Raw genomic sequence first — 15,798 nt, 5'->3', positions numbered from 1 at the left:
GGTCAGCCCTTCACCGAGCCGGCCGTGAGGCCGCCGACGATGTAGCGCTGCAGCGAGAGGAAGAGGACGAGCACGGGGATCGACGCGACGACGGAGCCGGCGGCGAAGATGCCCCAGCGCGAGGTCAGCTGGTTCGACACCCACTGGTACATGCCCACGGCGAGAGTCCAGTTCTCCTCGCTCGTCAGCACGATCTTCGCGAGGATGAAGTCGCCGAACGCCGAGATGAACGCGAGCAGCGCCACGACGGCGAGCACGGGCGTCACGAGCGGCATGATGATCCGCCAGAAGATCTGCGCGTGCGTCGCGCCGTCGATCTTCGCCGACTCGTCGAGCTCGGCGGGGATCGAGTTGAAGAAGCCGTACATGAGGAACGTGTTCGCGCCCAGCGCGCCGCCGAGGTACACGCAGATGAGGGCGAGGCGCGAGTTGATGCCGAGGGCGGGCACGACCTCGCCGAGAGCGAGCAGGAGGAGGAACACCGCGACGAACGCGACGGTCTGCGGGAACATCTGGATGATGAGCAGGCCCGTCAGGCTCGCGCGGCGCCCGGCGAACCGGAAGCGCGAGAACGCGTAGGCGGCCGCCGCGCCCATGAGCACGGCGCCGACGGCCGCGGCCCCGCCCACGTAGAGCGTGTTGAGCATCCACGACCAGAACCGCGTCTCGCCGAGGGCGGCGAAGTTGTCGACGCTCAGCGCGGAGAACAGGGCGCTCGACCCCGCGAGGCTGCCGCGCGGGTTGAGCGACGCCGACACGATGTAGAGCAGCGGGAACATCGCGTAGACGAGCACCACGACCGCGACGGGGTACTTCCATCCCACCTCGGCCCACCAGCGCGCGCGGCGTGCGGGGCGGCGTCCGGGGGAGGGCGACGTGATGCGTTCGGTGACGGTGCTCACTGGAACTCCTCGAGCTTGCGGGTCTGGCGGAAGGCCAGGGCCGAGATGACGCCGATGACGATGAAGACGACGATGGAGAGCGCGCTCGCGAGGCCGTAGTCTGCGCTGCCGCCCGAGACGCCCGAGATGCGGTAGATGGCGGAGATGAGGATGTCGGTCGCGCCGAGGCCGGAGTTGCCGAGGAACGCCGGACCGCCCTCCGTGAGCATGTAGATGATCGTGAAGTTGTTGAAGTTGAAGGCGAACGACGAGATGGCCAGGGGTGCCGTCGACACGAGGAGCTGCGGCAGGATGATCGAGCGGAACCGGCGCCAGCGCCCCGCCCCGTCGATCGTCGCCGCCTCGAGCGTGTCGGACGGCAGCGCCTGCAGCGCGCCCGTGCACACGAGGAACCAGTACGGGTAGCTGAGCCACAGATTCACCCAGAGCACGGCGGCCTTGGCGAGGACCGGGTCGCCGAGCCACGTGATGTCGGCTCCGAAGAAGAAGAGGTCGTTGACGACGCCGAACTCGGAGTTCAGCATGCCGCGCCACAGCAGCGCCGACATGAACGCCGGGAAGGCGTAGGGGAGGATCATGAGCGTGCGCAGCACCTTGCGCCCTCGCACCCGCTCGTCGTTGTAGATGATCGCGAACAGCAGGCCGAGGCCGAAGCTCGTGAGCACCGTGAGCACGGCGAACGCGAACGTCCACGCCGTCACCTGCAGGAGCGGTCCCGCGAGGTCGGCGTCGGTGACCGCGCGCACGAAGTTGTCGAAGCCCACGCCCACGTACCAGCCGGTCGCGAGGGCGGTGCCGTCCGCGGCCACGAAGCGGCCGTCCTCCGACGGCGCGTACACGACGCCCGTCTCGGAATCGGTGAAGGTCTCCTCCTCGGCATCCCATTCCAGCGTCGACGTGTAGACGGCGCCCGTCGCGCCCTCCCGCGTGCGGATCGATCCGTCCTCCGCGTCCTCCGACACGGGCACCCGGAGCGCGGACACGCGCTCCTGCAGGTCGGTGTCGGTGAGCACCTCGGCGCGCGGCACGACCTCCCACCCGGGGACGGACTCCGGTGCGCCCGACGATCCGAGCACGGCGCCTGGCGCGGTCTCGAGCGGCTGGTCGGCCGTCCCGACGCGGACGGCGCCGTCGTCGGCGATGGCGAAGCCGAGCGCGCCGTCCGACTCGACGATCGCGAGGGGGTACTCGGGAGACGCGGGGTCGCGCCGCTCGTCCTGGATGAGGGCGGCGTCGACCGCCTGCTGCATCGAGCCCGCGTGGCCCGTGCCGTAGTTCGTGAAGGCGACGTACGCCGTGTAGCCGAGGACGAAGATCTGGAAGACGGCGAGGAAGGCGAGGCCGGGGAACAGGTACTTGAGAGGCAGCGCGCGCCGCGTGAAGTAGATCCAGTCGGCCAGGACGAGGAGCACGACGGACGCGCCGAGCACGACCCACGACTCCGCCTGCCACGCGGCGAGGACGACGGCGACGCCGAGCGCGTTGACGACCGCCATGAGGAGCAGCTTCACGACGAAGCCCGCCCCGATCCCGCGCCATCCCCTGGCATGCGATTCGCCGCGTACGGCGATGTCCTGCTGTGTCATTCCTCTTCCTCCCGCCGTCGGAGTCCGGGGCGGGCGCCGCCCGCCCCGGACCGCCGGGTCAGCCCAGCTCGGCCTCGAGATCGGCGACCATCTGGTTCCACGTCCCCGCGGGGTCGGCGCCGCCCAGGATCTGCACCTCGGCCGCGTTCCACAGGTCCCACACCGACCCCATCTCGGGGATCGACGGCATCGGCACGCCGTTCTGCGACGAGGCGAGGAAGCCCGCGATGATCGGGTCGGACGCGACCTCCTCGGCGAGCTCCGTGAACGCGGGGATGCGCGGGTCGGCCTCGTAGAGGGCGCGCTGCGCGTCCTCCTGGGCGAGGTAGTTCACGAGGAACTCCTGCGCCAGGAGGGCGTTCTCGCTCTGCGCGCTGAGGTAGAAGCCCTGCACGCCGACGAACGGCGCGGCCGTCTCGCCTCCTGCCGAGGGGATGGGGTTCACGGCGATGTTCGGCACATCGGCGTACGAGCTGATCGCCCACGGTCCCTGGATCGTGAAGGGCGTCTGGCCGCTGTTGAACAGCTCGTTGTTGATGTCGTAGTCGACGGTCGTCGAGATGTAGCCCGTGCCGGCCGACCCGTTGTCGTGGAGCCACTGCGCGAACGCCGTCCCGGCGTCCCCGCCCATGCCGACCTCGCTCGTGTACGACCCCGTCTCGTCCTGCACGAAGACGGGGGCGCCGAACGATGTCTGTAGGCCGTACATCGTGTAGCCGTCGCCTGTCTCGCCGGCCGTGTTGATCGCGACGGGGCGCTCGGCGCCCGCAGCCTCGGCCATCGCGACGAGATCGTCCCATGTCGCGGGGGCGTCGGAGCCGACCATGTCGACGTTCTGCACGAGCGCGACCGTCTCGAGCGAGTACGGCAGCGCGTAGAGCTGCCCGTCGTAGGTCATGGCGTCGAGGGCGACCTGCTCGAAGGCGGACGCGGTCTCGCCGAGGTCGATCGTGTCGACGACGCCGGCCGTCACGAGCGCGCCCAGCCAGTCGTGCGCCCCGACCGTGATGTCGGGGCCCTCGCCCGTGGGCACCTGCGCGATGAAGTCGTTGCGCAGGTCCTCGAAGTTCTTCTGCACGAGCGTCACGGTCGCGCCGGTGTCGGCCTCGAACTGCTCGGCGGCGGCCGCGATCGCCCCCTCGCGCTCCTCGTCGGTCCACACGACGAGCTCGGCGCCCGAGCCCCCGTCGGCCGGCTGCTCGCTCGGCGCCGGGGCGTCGCCGCCCGAGCAGCCCGCGAGCAGCAGGACGGACGCGGCCGCGATGCCGGCGAATGCCATCTGCGTGCGCATGATGTCTCCTTCAGGATGGCCGTGCGCCGCGTCCGCCGAGGCGGCCGCTCCGTCACGACCTGGTGTGCTGTCAACCGGGCCGGTCGGCCCGGAGGGGTGCCCCGCAGGGCGGGTCAGTGCGCGCCCTCCCGGGCGAGCTCGATGACGGCGACGCCCCCGGCGGGGACGACGTGGGAGGCGGACGTCGCGGCGCCCGCGAGGAGCTCGCGCCCGACGACGTCGATCTCGACGTCGTCGTCGCGGTGGTTGACGGCGAACGCGAACACGCGGCCGTCGTCCGCCCGCCGGCGCACGACCTCGACGCCCTCGGGGATCCCCGCGGGGGCGATGCCGGCGTCCGCGTAGACGTCGGCCATGATGCGCCGGAGCCCCTCGGCGTCGGGCCGCGTCGAGACGTACCAGCCCGTGCCCGCGCCGTGACGGTGGCGCGTCACGGCCGGGCCGCCGGCCCCGGGCCCCTCGGCGTAGGCGCCGACGACCTCCGCGCCGTGCAGACGGATCGCCTCCTGCCAGTGGTCGACCGTGATCGTCTCCCCACCGGTCCACTCGACGAGCGCGGTCCGTCCGGCGCGCAACGGCAGGTGCTCCTCGACGTCGACGCCGAGCGCGTCGCGCAGCGGCGAGAGGAAGCCGCCGGCGTGGACGGCGTCGTTCTCGTCGACGACCGCCGAGAAGTACGACACGACGAGCGTGCCGCCGCTCTCGACGTAGCGGGCGAGGTTCGCCGCGTCGGCGGCGGTGAGGAGGTACTGCGCGGGGGCGACGACGAGCTTGTAGCGCGACAGGTCGTGGCCGGGGAGGGCGAAGTCGACCGTGATGCCGTCGCGCCACAGCGTCTCGTAGTAGGCGCGGACGCGCTCCTGGTGGGAGAGGTCGTCGGTGGGGCGCCACTCGAGGTCCTGCGCCCAGAACGACTCGAAGTCCCACAGCACGGCGACCTCGGCCTCCACGCGCGAGCCGGTCACGCCGTCGAGCCGGTCGAGGTCGGCGCCCAGGGCGACGACCTCGCGCCACACGCGCGAGTCGGTGCCGGCGTGGGGGAGCATCGCGGAGTGGAACTTCTCGGCGCCGGCGCGGCCGGCGCGCCACTGGAAGAAGAGCACGGCATCGGCGCCGCGGGCGACGTGCGCGAGCGAGTTGCGCGCCATCTCACCCGGCCGCTTGGCGATGTTCCGCGGCTGCCAGTTGACGGCCGACGTGGAGTGCTCCATGAGGATCCACGGCGCACCGCCGCCCACGGAGCGCGACAGGTCGGCGGCGATCGAGAGGCCGATGTGCGCCTCCTCGTCTGGGGCCCAGAGGTAGTGGTCGTCGGCCACGACGTCGACCTCGCGACCCCATGCCCACAGGTCGGTCGTCCAACTCTGGTTCGCCATGAAGTTCGTCGTGATGGGCTGCGCGGCGTGCGCGCGGATGGCGTCGCGCTCGGCGATGTAGCACTGCCGCAGCTGGTGGTCGGTGAACCGCAGGAAGTCGAGCCGCTGGGCGGGGTTCACGACCGACGGCGCGGCGGCCGGCGCGCCGATGTGCTCCCACTCCTCGTAGTGCTGGCCCCAGAACGCCGTGCCCCATGCCGCGTTGAGGGCGTCGAGCGAGCCGTAGCGCTCGGCGAGCCAGGCGCGGAACGCCGCGACCGACGCCGGCGAGTAGTCCTCCCCGACGGGGACGCCGTACTCGTTGTGCACGTGCCACAGCACGACGGCCGGATGGTCGCCGTAGCGCTCGGCGAGGGCGGTCGCGATGCGGACGATCGCGGCGCGGTACGCGGGGGAGGAGTGCGAGGCCATCCCGCGCGATCCGAATCCCATGACCGTGCCGTCCCTCGTGATCACGCGCGCCTCGGGGTGCGCCGCGAAGAACCACGCGGGCGGGGAGGCCGTCGGCGTGCCGAGGTCGACGCGGATGCCGTTCTCGTGCAGCAGGCCGATGACCTCGTCGAGCCACGAGAAGTCGAACTCGCCCTCGCGCCGCTCGATGAGCGCCCACGAGAAGATGCCCACGCTCACGAGGTCGACGCCCGCCTCGCGCATGAGGCGCACGTCCTCGCGCCACGTCTCGCGAGGCCACTGCTCGGGGTTGTAGTCGCCGCCGTAGGCGATCCCGGGGAGGGCGGACCAGATGGGCAGGTCGGGCATGACGCTCCATTGTGTCGAGGACGTGTGTGGGGGGACTGTGACCGGTCCCAGTCTGTGAGCGCGGCGTCCGCGGAGCAAGCTCGTGACCGTTCCGTTATCGAACTGTGACCGGTCCCAGCTCGGACGGCCTGACGCTAGAGTGTGTCCACATGGAGCAGTCCGGCGCGGCGCGCAAGCCCACCATCCGCGATGTCGCGGCGGCGGCGGGCGTCTCCCGCGGAACGGTGTCGCGCGTCATCAACGGGGGGCACTGGGTGTCGCCCGATGCGCGCGCCGCGGTCGAGGACGCCATCCGGCGCACGGGGTACACCGCCAACCACCATGCGCGCAGCCTCGCCACTGGCCGCTCGGGATCGCTCGCGTTCCTGCTCACGGAGGAGCACCATCTCCTCTTCGAGGACCCGACGTTCGGCCTCCTCCTGCGCGGAGCGGCCGAGGCGCTGTCGCAGCGCTCGATGACGCTCGTCCTGCTCGTCGCCGGCACGGAGGCCGAGAAGGAGAACGTGCTGGCTTACGTCCGCGCAGGGCATGTGGACGGCGTGCTGCTCATCTCGAGCCACGCCTCCGACCCGTTCCTCGGCCGCATGCACGAGGCGGGCATCCCGATCGTCGCGTCCGGGCTGCCCCTCGCCCTCGAAGGGCTTGTCCCCTCCGTCGCGATCGACGAGGCGGGCGCGGCGCGGACGATGACGCGGCACCTCCTGGACCGAGGTCATCGCCGCATCGCGCACATCGCGGGACCGGACGACACGCCGGGCGGCCGCTTCCGGCGCGAGGGCTTCCGCGCCGAGATGGGCGGACTCCTCGACGAGGCTCTCGTGGAGTCCGGCGACTACTCGCGCGAGTCGGGTGCCGCGGCGATGTCGCGGCTGCTGTCGCGCTCGCGCGACATCGACGCCGTGTTCGCCGCCTCCGACAGCATGGCGGCCGGAGCCGTCTCCGTCCTCCGCCGCGAGGGACTGCGCGTGCCGGACGACGTCGCGGTGGCGGGATTCGACGACTCCGGTCTCGCCGAGACGCACGACCCGCCGCTCACGACCATGCGCCAGCCGTGGGGGCGCATCAGCGAGGCCATGGTGGCGATGCTGCTCGACGTGGTGGGCGGCGGCAGCGGCCGCGAGCTCACGCTCGACGCCGAGCTGGTCGTCCGCGCGAGCGCGTAACGCGGGGGCGGCGCTCCCGCCATAGACTCTCCTGGTGACTTCCGGCCGCTCCTTCTACATCACCACGCCGATCTACTACCCGAGCGACGTCCCCCACATCGGGCACGGGTACACGACGGTGGCGGTCGACACGCTCGCGCGCTGGCACCGGCAGGCGGGCGACGACACCTGGATGCTGACGGGCACCGACGAGCACGGCCAGAAGATGATCCGCGCCGCGGCCGCCAACGGCGCGACGCCGCAGGAGTGGGTCGACAAGCTCGTCGCGGAGTCGTGGCAGCCGCTCCTGGAGACCCTCGACGTCGCGAACGACGACTTCATCCGTACGACGCAGGAGCGCCACGAGACGAGCGTGCAGCGCTTCCTCCAGGCGATCTACGACCGCGGGTACATCTACGCGGGGGAGTACGAGGCGCTCTACTGCGTCGGCTGCGAGGAGTTCAAGCCGGAGAGCGAGATCGTCGACGGCACGGGGCCGTTCGAGGGGCTCAAGGTGTGCGCCATCCACTCGAAGCCGCTCGAGCTGCTGCAGGAGAAGAACTACTTCTTCAAGCTCAGCGAGTTCCAGGACCGCCTTCTCGCGCTCTACCGCGACCGGCCCGACTTCGTGCAGCCCGAGTCCGCGCGCAACGAGGTCGTCGCGTTCGTGCAGCAGGGGCTCAAGGACCTCTCCATCTCGCGCTCGACGTTCGACTGGGGCATCAGCGTCCCGTGGGACGAGTCCCATGTCATCTACGTGTGGGTCGACGCGCTGCTCAACTACGCGACGGCGATCGGCTACGGCTCCGACGAGGGCACCTTCGCGCGGCGCTGGCCCGCCCACCACGTGGTCGGCAAGGACATCCTGCGCTTCCACGCCGTCATCTGGCCCGCCATGCTCATGGCGGCCGGCATCGACGTGCCGCACAACGTGTTCGCGCACGGCTGGCTGCTCGTCGGCGGCGAGAAGATGTCCAAGTCGAAGCTCACGGGCATCGCCCCGAACGCCATCACCGACGTCTTCGGCTCGGACGCCTACCGCTTCTACTTCCTGTCGGCCATCGCGTTCGGACAGGACGGCTCGTTCTCGTGGGAGGACCTGTCGGCCCGCTACCAGGCAGAGCTCGCGAACGGCTTCGGCAACCTCGCATCGCGCACGATCGCCATGATCGGGAAGTACTTCGACGGCGCCGTGCCCGCTCCTGCGGACTACACGGACGCCGATCTCGCTGTCCAGCGCGTCGTCGCCGATGCGGCCGCGGCCGCCGACGCGGCCATCGACCGCTTCCGCATCGACGAGGCCGTCCGCTCCATCTGGACGATCGTCGACGCCCTCAACGGCTACATCACGGAGAACGAGCCGTGGGCGCTCGCGAAGGACGCCGACCGCCGCGACCGCCTCGGCACCGTCCTCTACACGTGCGTCGAGGGACTGCGCGCCCTCGCCGTGCTGCTGAGCCCCGTCATGCCGCAGTCCACCGCGACCCTGTGGGACGCCCTCGGCCTCGAGGGCGCGCTCGGCGCGCTGACGGCGCAGCCGCTGCGCGAGGCGGGAGCCTGGGGGCTCACGCCGGCCGGCACGTCGACCCACGCACTCGCCCCGCTGTTCCCGCGGGTCGAGCAGCCGGAGTGACGGGCATGGCGGCCGGCGACCCGTCGACCTACGTCCGCGAGCGCAGCCGCGACGGGCGGAAGGACCTCCGCTACCCGGCGGCGCCCGAGCCTCTCGCGGTCGCCGTCTACGACAACCACTGCCACCTCGAGATCGAGGACGGCGACGAGCCGCTCGCCCTGAGCGAGCAGCTCGACCGCGCGGAGGCCGTCGGCATCGCAGGCGTCGTGCAGTCGTCGGGCGACATCGAGTCGTCGCGCTGGGCCGTGCAGGCGGCCGAGAGCGACGACCGCGTGCTCGCGGCCGTGGCCATCCACCCGAACGATGCGCCGGCATACGCCGCCCACGGGCGGCTCGACGAGGCGATCGCCGTCATCGACGAGCTGGCCGCGCACCCGCGCGTGCGCGCCGTGGGCGAGACGGGCCTCGACTACTTCCGCACCGGCGAGGACGGGCGCCCCGCGCAGCTCGCCTCGTTCGAGGCGCACATCGAGATCGCCAAGCGCCACGGGATCGCCCTGCAGATCCACGACCGCGACGCCCACCGCGCCGTGCTCGACACCCTCCGCCGCGTCGGCGCCCCGGATAAGACCGTGTTCCACTGCTTCTCCGGCGACGAGGACATGGCCCACGAGGCGGCCGACGCCGGCTACTGGCTGTCGTTCGCCGGCAACCTCACGTTCAAGAACGCGCAGAACCTGCGGGACGCGCTGCAGGTGACGCCGCGGGAGCGCATCCTCGTCGAGACCGACGCGCCGTTCCTCACGCCGGTACCGCACCGGGGCCGGCCCAACGCGCCGTACCTCGTGCCGGTCACGGTCCGCTTCATGGCGGACGTGCTCGGCGTCGAGGTCGACGCGCTGTGCGCGCAGCTCGCCGAGAACACCGCCGCCGTGTACGGGGCCTGGTCGTGACCGTCCGGCTGCTCGGTGCGGGCGACATCCGCGAGCTCGCGGCGGAGCTCGACGTCACGCCCACGAAGAAGCTGGGTCAGAACTTCGTGGTCGACGCCAACACGGTGCGCAAGATCGTGCACGCCGCCGAGGTCTCCGAGGGCGAGAGCGTCGTCGAGGTCGGTCCGGGTCTGGGGTCGCTGACGCTCGCCATCCTGGAGACGGGGGCGACGGTCACGGCCGTCGAGATCGACCATCGACTCGCCGAGCGGCTGCCGGCCACGGCGCGCGAGCGCGGCGTGCCGGCGGGCGCGCTCACGGTGGTCGATGCGGATGCGCTGCGCGTGACGGAGCTCCCCGGCGACCCCCGCGTGCTGGTCGCCAACCTCCCGTACAACGTCTCGGTGCCCGTGCTCCTGCACTTCCTCGAGACGTTCGCCGGCATCGACCGCGGCGTCGTCATGGTCCAGGCGGAGGTGGGGGAGCGGCTCGCGGCCGCTCCGGGCTCCAAGGTCTACGGCGCCCCGAGCGCGAAGGCGGCCTGGTACGGACCGTGGCGGCTGACGGGAACCGTGTCGCGCCAGGTGTTCTGGCCCGTCCCGAACGTCGACAGCGTGCTCGTGGGATTCCGGCGCGATGCCGAGCCGCGCGGGACGGAGGCGGAGCGCGTGCGCACCTTCCGCATCGTCGACGCCGCCTTCCAGCAGCGCCGCAAGATGCTGCGGCAGGCGCTGTCGACCGAGCTCGGCGGGTCTGCCGCCGCGAGCGCGCTCCTCGAGGACGCGGGCGTCGCCCCCACGGCGCGCGGCGAGGAGCTGTCGATCGACGACTTCCTCCGGATCGCGCGAGCGCTCCCCGCGTAGCCCGACGACACGGGTCGGCGACGGGTGTCGCCGGTGGGTAGCCTGGACGGGTGAGCATCGCGTCGACCTCGACCCCCGTGCGCGTGCGCGCCCCCGGAAAGATCAACGTGTTCCTCGAGGTCGGCTGCCGGGAGGACGACGGCTACCACCAGCTCGCCACGGCGTTCCAGGCCGTGTCGCTCTACGAGGACCTCACGGCCGAGCACGCCGTCGGCTTCACGATGGCGGTGTCGGGGTCGGTCGACGTGTCGGCGGTGCCTGTCGACGACAGGAACCTCGCGCTGCGCGCGGCCCGGCTGCTCGCGGCGGAGACGGGCTACCGCGGCGGCGTGCACCTCGAGGTCGTCAAGCAGGTGCCCGTGGCGGGCGGCATGGGCGGCGGGTCCGCGGACGCCGCCGCGGCGCTCGTGGCCTGCGATGCGCTGTGGGGCACCGACGTCGGCTCGCAGGAGCTGCACCGCCTCGCGGCGCGTCTCGGCGCCGACGTGCCGTTCGCGCTCAGGGGCGGCACCGCGATCGGGACCGGACGCGGCGACGAGCTGAGCGCGGCTCTCGCGCGCGGGCGCTTCGACTGGGTGCTCGTCGTGAACGAGGACGGCCTGTCGACGCCCGAGGTGTACGGCGCGCTCGACCGGCATCGCGAGCGGCACCACCTCGACATCGCGCCGGCGCGCAAGACCCCGGCCGTCGACGCGGCCGTGCTGCAGGCGCTCCGCGCAGGGGACGCCGCCATGCTCGCCGAGGTGCTCCGCAACGACCTGCAGGCGGCGGCGCTCAGCCTGCGACCCGACCTCGCGGCCACGCTCGAGCTCGGCGAGTCGTCGGGCGCGCTGGCGGGGATCGTGTCGGGCTCGGGCCCCACGGTCGCGTTCCTCGCGGAGTCGCCGGAGGCGGCGGCCGAGCTGCAGGCGGTGCTCGACGCCGCGGGCCTCGACGCGCTCCTCGCGCACGGGCCGGTGCCGGGCGCCCGCGTCATCGGCTGACGGCCGCCGCCCGCGATCACGGCGGACGCGCCGCTGTCAAGGGTCTCGCCGGATGACGGCGGGAGTGGCGCATGTCGGCGGCATGCACTTTGCTGGGGGCGTGGGCATCGAATTCCGGTCCGTGAGCAAGAGCTATCCGGGTGGCGCGACGGCGGTCGACGACTTCTCCCTCGTGCTGCCGTCGCGGACGACGACGGTGTTCGTCGGCTCGTCGGGATGCGGCAAGACGACCCTGCTGCGCATGGTGAACCGGATGGTCGAGCCCACGTCGGGCTCCGTCCTCATCGACGACGAGGACGTCACGGGCCGCCCGGCCGTCGCGCTGCGCCGCAGCATCGGCTACGTCATGCAGAACGCCGGCCTGCTGCCGCACGTGCGCGTCGTCGACAACATCGCGACGGTCCCTGTGCTGCAGGGCGTGCCGCGGCGCACCGCCCGCACACGTGCGCACGAGCTCATGGAGGTCGTCGGACTCGACGCGTCGCTCGCCGAGCGCTATCCCGCCCAGCTGTCGGGCGGCCAGCAGCAGCGCGTCGGCGTCGCCCGCGCGCTCGCGTCCGACCCCAACATCCTCCTCATGGACGAGCCGTTCGGCGCCGTGGACCCCATCGTCCGCGCCGAGCTGCAGCAGGAGCTCGTGCGCCTGCAGAGCGAGCTCGGCAAGACGATCGTCTTCGTCACGCACGACATCGACGAGGCGTTCCTCCTGGGCGACCGCGTCGTCATCCTCGACCACGGCGCCCGCATCGTGCAGCAGGGGCGCCCCGACGAGATCGTCGCGGCACCCGCCGAAGACTTCGTCCGCCGGTTCCTCGGCCTCTCGGCGGGGAGACGGCGGATGTCGCTGCGCGAGGAGTCCGGACGCACGGTGGTCGTCGACGAGACCGGCCGCGTGCAGGGAGTGCTGACGGAGCCCGCGGGATGAGCTGGGTCGCCGACAACCTCGGCCTCGTCCTGCAGCTCACGGGCGAGCATCTGCGCCAGAGCCTGCCGCCCATCCTGTGGGGCCTGCTGATCGCGCTCCCGCTCGGGTGGCTCGCGCACCGCAGCCGCGTGCTGCGCGGCCCGATCGTCGTGACGACGGGCCTGCTCTACACCCTCCCGTCGCTCGCGCTCCTCCCGATCCTCCCGGTCGTGTTCGGCTTCTCCGCGCTGAGCGAGATCAACCTCGTCGTCGCACTGACGATCTACGCCGTCGCGATCCTCGTGCGCTCGGTCGCCGACGGGCTCGACTCCGTCGACGGAGACACGCGCCGCGCCGCGGTCGCGCTCGGCTACGGGCCCGTCCGGCGCTTCGCCGCCGTGGAGCTGCCGCTCGCGGGGCCGGTCATCCTCGCCGGCCTCCGCGTCGCCGCCGTGAGCACGGTCTCGCTCGCGACGGTGGGCGTGCTCATCGGCGTCACGAACCTCGGCTACCTCTTCACGAATGGATTCCAGCGGCGCATCGTCGCGGAGATCCTGGCGGGCGTCGTCGCGGTGGCGCTCGTCGCGCTCCTCGTCGACCTGCTGCTGCAGCTCGCCGGCCGCCTGCTGCTGCCCTGGACGCGCGCCGCCGCTCCCGCCCGGCGTCGGAGGGCGGCCGCATGAACCTCCTCGCCGAGGCTCTCGCATGGCTGTCATCGCCCGACCGGCTGACGGGGTCGAACCCGCTGCCCGAGGCGCTCCTCGTGCACCTCGCGCTGACCTTCGGCTCGGTGGCGATTGCCGCCATCGTCGCCGTGCCCGCCGGATGGCTCATCGGGCACACGGGCAGGGGTCGCGGCATCGCCGTCGCCCTCGCGGGCGCGGCCAGGGCCATCCCGTCTTTCGGCCTCATCCTCCTGCTCGTGCTCATGCTCGGGGTGCTGCACAAGACGGAGGCGGCGATCATCGCCTTCGTGCTCCTCGCGATCCCGTCGATCCTCGCCGGCGCGTACTCGGGGCTCGACGCCGTCGACCGGCGGACGATCGACGCGGCGCGTGCGACGGGGATGAGCGAATGGCAGATCCTGTGGCGCGTCGAGGCCCCGCTCGGGCTGCCGCTGCTCGTCGGCGGCATCCGCGCCGCGGTGCTCCAGGTGGTCGCGACCGTCACTCTCGCGGCCTACGTCAACCTCGGCGGGCTCGGCTTCGACATCCTGCAGGGCATCCAGCTGCGCCGCTTCGACCAGGTGCTCGGCGGCGCGCTCGTCGTCGCGGCGCTCGCGCTCGTCCTCGACGCCGTCTTCGCCCTCCTGCAGAAGGCCGCCCAGCCTCCGGGCGCCACCCAGACCACCCCGCGAGGGGACACCCGTGCGGCCCGCCGCACTCGAGAGAAGGAAGCTCTCACATGACGCACCGCAGCAGAATCGTCCTCGTCGGCGCCCTCGCGTCGGCCGCCGCCCTCGCTCTCGCGGGGTGCGGGTCCTCCGATCCGCTCGCCGAGGAGACGTCGGGCACCGACGACACCGGGTCGTCGGGCGACGCCATCGTCGTCGGCTCGCAGGCGTACTACTCCAACGAGATCATCGCCGAGATCTACGCGCAGGCGCTCGAGGGCGCCGGGTTCGAGGTCGAGCGGCAGTTCAACATCGGCCAGCGCGACGCGTACCTGCCGTCGATCGAGAACGGCGAGATCGATCTCTTCCCGGAGTACAGCGGCAGCCTGCTGCAGCAGGTGTACGACCCCGAGACGACGGCGCGCACGCCGGACGACGTCTACGCCGCGCTCGTGGAGGCGCTGCCCGACAACCTGCGGGCGCTCGCGCAGTCGACGGCGTCCGATCAGGACTCGTACACCGTGACGGCCGACTTCGCCGAGGAGTACGACCTCGTCACGATCGCCGACCTCGCCGACGTCGACGTCCCGCTCGTGCTCGGCGGTCCCGCCGAGCTCGAGGAGCGCCCCTACGGTCCCGACGGCGCGGCGGAGGTGTACGGCCTCGACGTCGGCTTCTCGGCGACGGGCGACACGACGGTCGAGGAGCTGCTCGCGGGCACCATCAACATCGCGAACGTCTTCACGGCCGACCCCCGCATCGAGACGGACGGGCTCGTGCCCCTCGAGGACACAGAGGGACTGCTCCTCGCCTCGAACGTCGTGCCGATCGCCTCGGCCGACATCGCCGACGAGATCGCCGATGTCATCGACCCCGTGAGCGAGGCGCTCACACCCGAGGGTCTCGTCGCGCTCAACGTCCAGAGCACGGTCGACGAGGAGTCGTCGGCCGACATCGCGACCGCCTGGCTGGAGGAGAACGGCCTCTCCTGACGCCGAGCGGCCCCGACGACGCCCCGTCCGCGGACGGGGCGTCGTCGCGTCCGGATGGCCCCGCGGCCGCTCGTGCGTCATACTGTGGGAGGCGATGTGACCGTGCGCATCACCGCACCCGATGAAGGACGAACGACTGTGGCGAACGCGACGGAGCGGCCCAGGATGCCGAGCATCCGCGATGTGGCGCGCCTGGCGGGCGTCTCGCACCAGACGGTGTCGCGCGTGCTCAACGACCATCCGTCCATCCGCGAGGAGACGAAGCAGCGCGTCCTCGACGCCATCCGCCAGCTCGACTACCGGCCGAACCAGGCCGCCCGCGCGCTCGTCACGTCGAAGCTCCACCTCATCGGGATCCTGTCGGCGAGCGTGGGGGAGTTCGGGCCGACGGCCTCCATCGCCGCCATCGAGGAGGCGGCCCGCGTCGAGGGCTACTCGGTCACGAACCTCAACCTGCCCGACACCTCGCCCGAGGCGATCGGCGCCGCCGTGCGGCAGCTGCAGCGCGAGCAGGTCGACGGCATCGTCGTGCTCGCCCCGCAGGTCCGGGTGTTCCATGTCCTGCGGGGAATGGCCATCGGCATCCCCTTCGTGAGTCTGCAGACGGCATCGGGCGAGGCCGGCGAGAGCGTGGCGCCCGACCAGCTGGAGGGTGCGCGCCTCGCCACACGGCATCTCGTCGACCTCGGGCACGCGGACATCCTCCATCTCTCCGGCCCGCAGGACTGGATCGAGGCCGATTCCCGCATGCGGGGCTACCTGCAGGCGCTGCGCGAGGCCGACCTCCCGACGATCCCGCCCATCCGAGGCGACTGGACGGCCGACTTCGGCCACTACGCCGGTCGCGAGCTCGCCCGACGGCAGGACTTCACGGCCGTCTTCGCGGCCAACGACCTCATGGCGATCGGCCTCGTGCACGGGTTCCGCGACGCGGGGCTCGACGTGCCGCGCGACGTGAGCGTCGTCGGCTTCGACGACATTCCCGTCGCGGCACATGTATGGCCGCCGCTCACGACCGTGCACATCGACTTCGCCGACCTGGGGCGCCGCGCGATCGCGCGGCTGCTCTCGGCGCTGCGCGCCGAGGAGGCCGAGGCCCCGGCTGCGGCCGCCCCCGCCCTCGTCGTGCGGGACTCGGCCATCGCGCGTCGTTAGCGAGATG

General features: G+C 72.1%; 14 protein-coding genes. 10 read left to right on the top strand and 4 right to left on the bottom strand.

Annotation, left to right across the window (positions count from 1 at the left end):
- Positions 1-2: 2 nt before the first annotated feature.
- From ABD998_RS05010 to ABD998_RS04995, 4 genes are all read right to left on the bottom strand, one after another.
- Positions 3-902 carry a sugar ABC transporter permease gene (locus ABD998_RS05010; protein ID WP_345436540.1) on the bottom strand — a complete coding sequence of 300 codons (900 nt, stop codon included), beginning with the start codon at positions 900-902 and terminating at the stop codon, positions 3-5.
- Positions 899-2,488: an ABC transporter permease subunit gene (locus ABD998_RS05005; protein WP_345436538.1), complete on the bottom strand. Its 1,590-nt coding sequence runs from the start codon at positions 2,486-2,488 to the stop codon at positions 899-901. Before ABD998_RS05005 ends, ABD998_RS05010 begins: the two co-directional genes overlap by 4 nt.
- Positions 2,489-2,546: 58 nt before the next feature.
- On the bottom strand, positions 2,547-3,779 hold the full coding sequence (locus ABD998_RS05000; RefSeq protein WP_345436536.1) for a sugar ABC transporter substrate-binding protein: 1,233 nt from the start codon (positions 3,777-3,779) through the stop codon (positions 2,547-2,549).
- A 113-nt stretch (positions 3,780-3,892) separates the two neighbouring features.
- Positions 3,893-5,914 (bottom strand): beta-galactosidase, encoded by a 2,022-nt coding sequence (locus ABD998_RS04995; protein ID WP_345436534.1) that lies wholly within the window; start codon positions 5,912-5,914, stop codon positions 3,893-3,895.
- A gap of 149 nt (positions 5,915-6,063) precedes the next feature.
- Here ABD998_RS04995 and ABD998_RS04990 point away from each other — a divergent pair, with 149 nt between their 5' ends.
- The 10 genes from ABD998_RS04990 (at position 6,064) to ABD998_RS04945 (ending at position 15,791) form a co-directional block, all read left to right on the top strand.
- Positions 6,064-7,077, top strand: a complete 1,014-nt coding sequence (locus ABD998_RS04990; RefSeq protein ID WP_345436532.1) for a LacI family DNA-binding transcriptional regulator — start codon at positions 6,064-6,066, stop codon at positions 7,075-7,077.
- Between the two features lie 34 nt (positions 7,078-7,111).
- On the top strand, positions 7,112-8,689 hold the full coding sequence (gene metG / locus ABD998_RS04985) for a methionine--tRNA ligase (RefSeq protein WP_345436530.1): 1,578 nt from the start codon (positions 7,112-7,114) through the stop codon (positions 8,687-8,689).
- Between the two features lie 5 nt (positions 8,690-8,694).
- Positions 8,695-9,582 carry a TatD family hydrolase gene (locus ABD998_RS04980; RefSeq protein WP_345436934.1) on the top strand — a complete coding sequence of 296 codons (888 nt, stop codon included), beginning with the start codon at positions 8,695-8,697 and terminating at the stop codon, positions 9,580-9,582.
- Complete coding sequence (rsmA, locus tag ABD998_RS04975) at positions 9,579-10,424, top strand: 16S rRNA (adenine(1518)-N(6)/adenine(1519)-N(6))-dimethyltransferase RsmA (protein ID WP_345436528.1); 846 nt, start codon at positions 9,579-9,581, stop codon at positions 10,422-10,424. The genes ABD998_RS04980 and rsmA overlap by 4 nt, the downstream gene beginning before the upstream one ends.
- Positions 10,425-10,474: 50 nt before the next feature.
- A complete protein-coding gene (locus ABD998_RS04970) occupies positions 10,475-11,407 on the top strand; it encodes a 4-(cytidine 5'-diphospho)-2-C-methyl-D-erythritol kinase (RefSeq protein WP_345436526.1) in 933 nt (310 codons plus the stop codon).
- Between the two features lie 100 nt (positions 11,408-11,507).
- On the top strand, positions 11,508-12,332 hold the full coding sequence (locus ABD998_RS04965; protein WP_345436524.1) for an ABC transporter ATP-binding protein: 825 nt from the start codon (positions 11,508-11,510) through the stop codon (positions 12,330-12,332).
- Positions 12,329-12,994, top strand: coding sequence for an ABC transporter permease (locus ABD998_RS04960; RefSeq protein WP_345436522.1), 666 nt, complete (start codon positions 12,329-12,331; stop codon positions 12,992-12,994). The genes ABD998_RS04965 and ABD998_RS04960 overlap by 4 nt, the downstream gene beginning before the upstream one ends.
- Positions 12,991-13,719 carry an ABC transporter permease gene (locus ABD998_RS04955; RefSeq protein WP_345436520.1) on the top strand — a complete coding sequence of 243 codons (729 nt, stop codon included), beginning with the start codon at positions 12,991-12,993 and terminating at the stop codon, positions 13,717-13,719. The genes ABD998_RS04960 and ABD998_RS04955 overlap by 4 nt, the downstream gene beginning before the upstream one ends.
- Positions 13,716-14,636 (top strand): ABC transporter substrate-binding protein, encoded by a 921-nt coding sequence (locus tag ABD998_RS04950; protein WP_345436518.1) that lies wholly within the window; start codon positions 13,716-13,718, stop codon positions 14,634-14,636. Before ABD998_RS04955 ends, ABD998_RS04950 begins: the two co-directional genes overlap by 4 nt.
- Before the next feature lie 165 nt (positions 14,637-14,801).
- Positions 14,802-15,791 carry a LacI family DNA-binding transcriptional regulator gene (locus ABD998_RS04945; RefSeq protein WP_345436516.1) on the top strand — a complete coding sequence of 330 codons (990 nt, stop codon included), beginning with the start codon at positions 14,802-14,804 and terminating at the stop codon, positions 15,789-15,791.
- Positions 15,792-15,798 lie beyond the last annotated feature (7 nt).

The organism is Microbacterium gilvum (assembly GCF_039543865.1).
In the GTDB taxonomy this organism is placed as follows: Bacteria; Actinomycetota; Actinomycetes; order Actinomycetales; family Microbacteriaceae; genus Microbacterium; species Microbacterium gilvum.
This window is presented reverse-complemented; position numbering and strand designations above follow the sequence as displayed.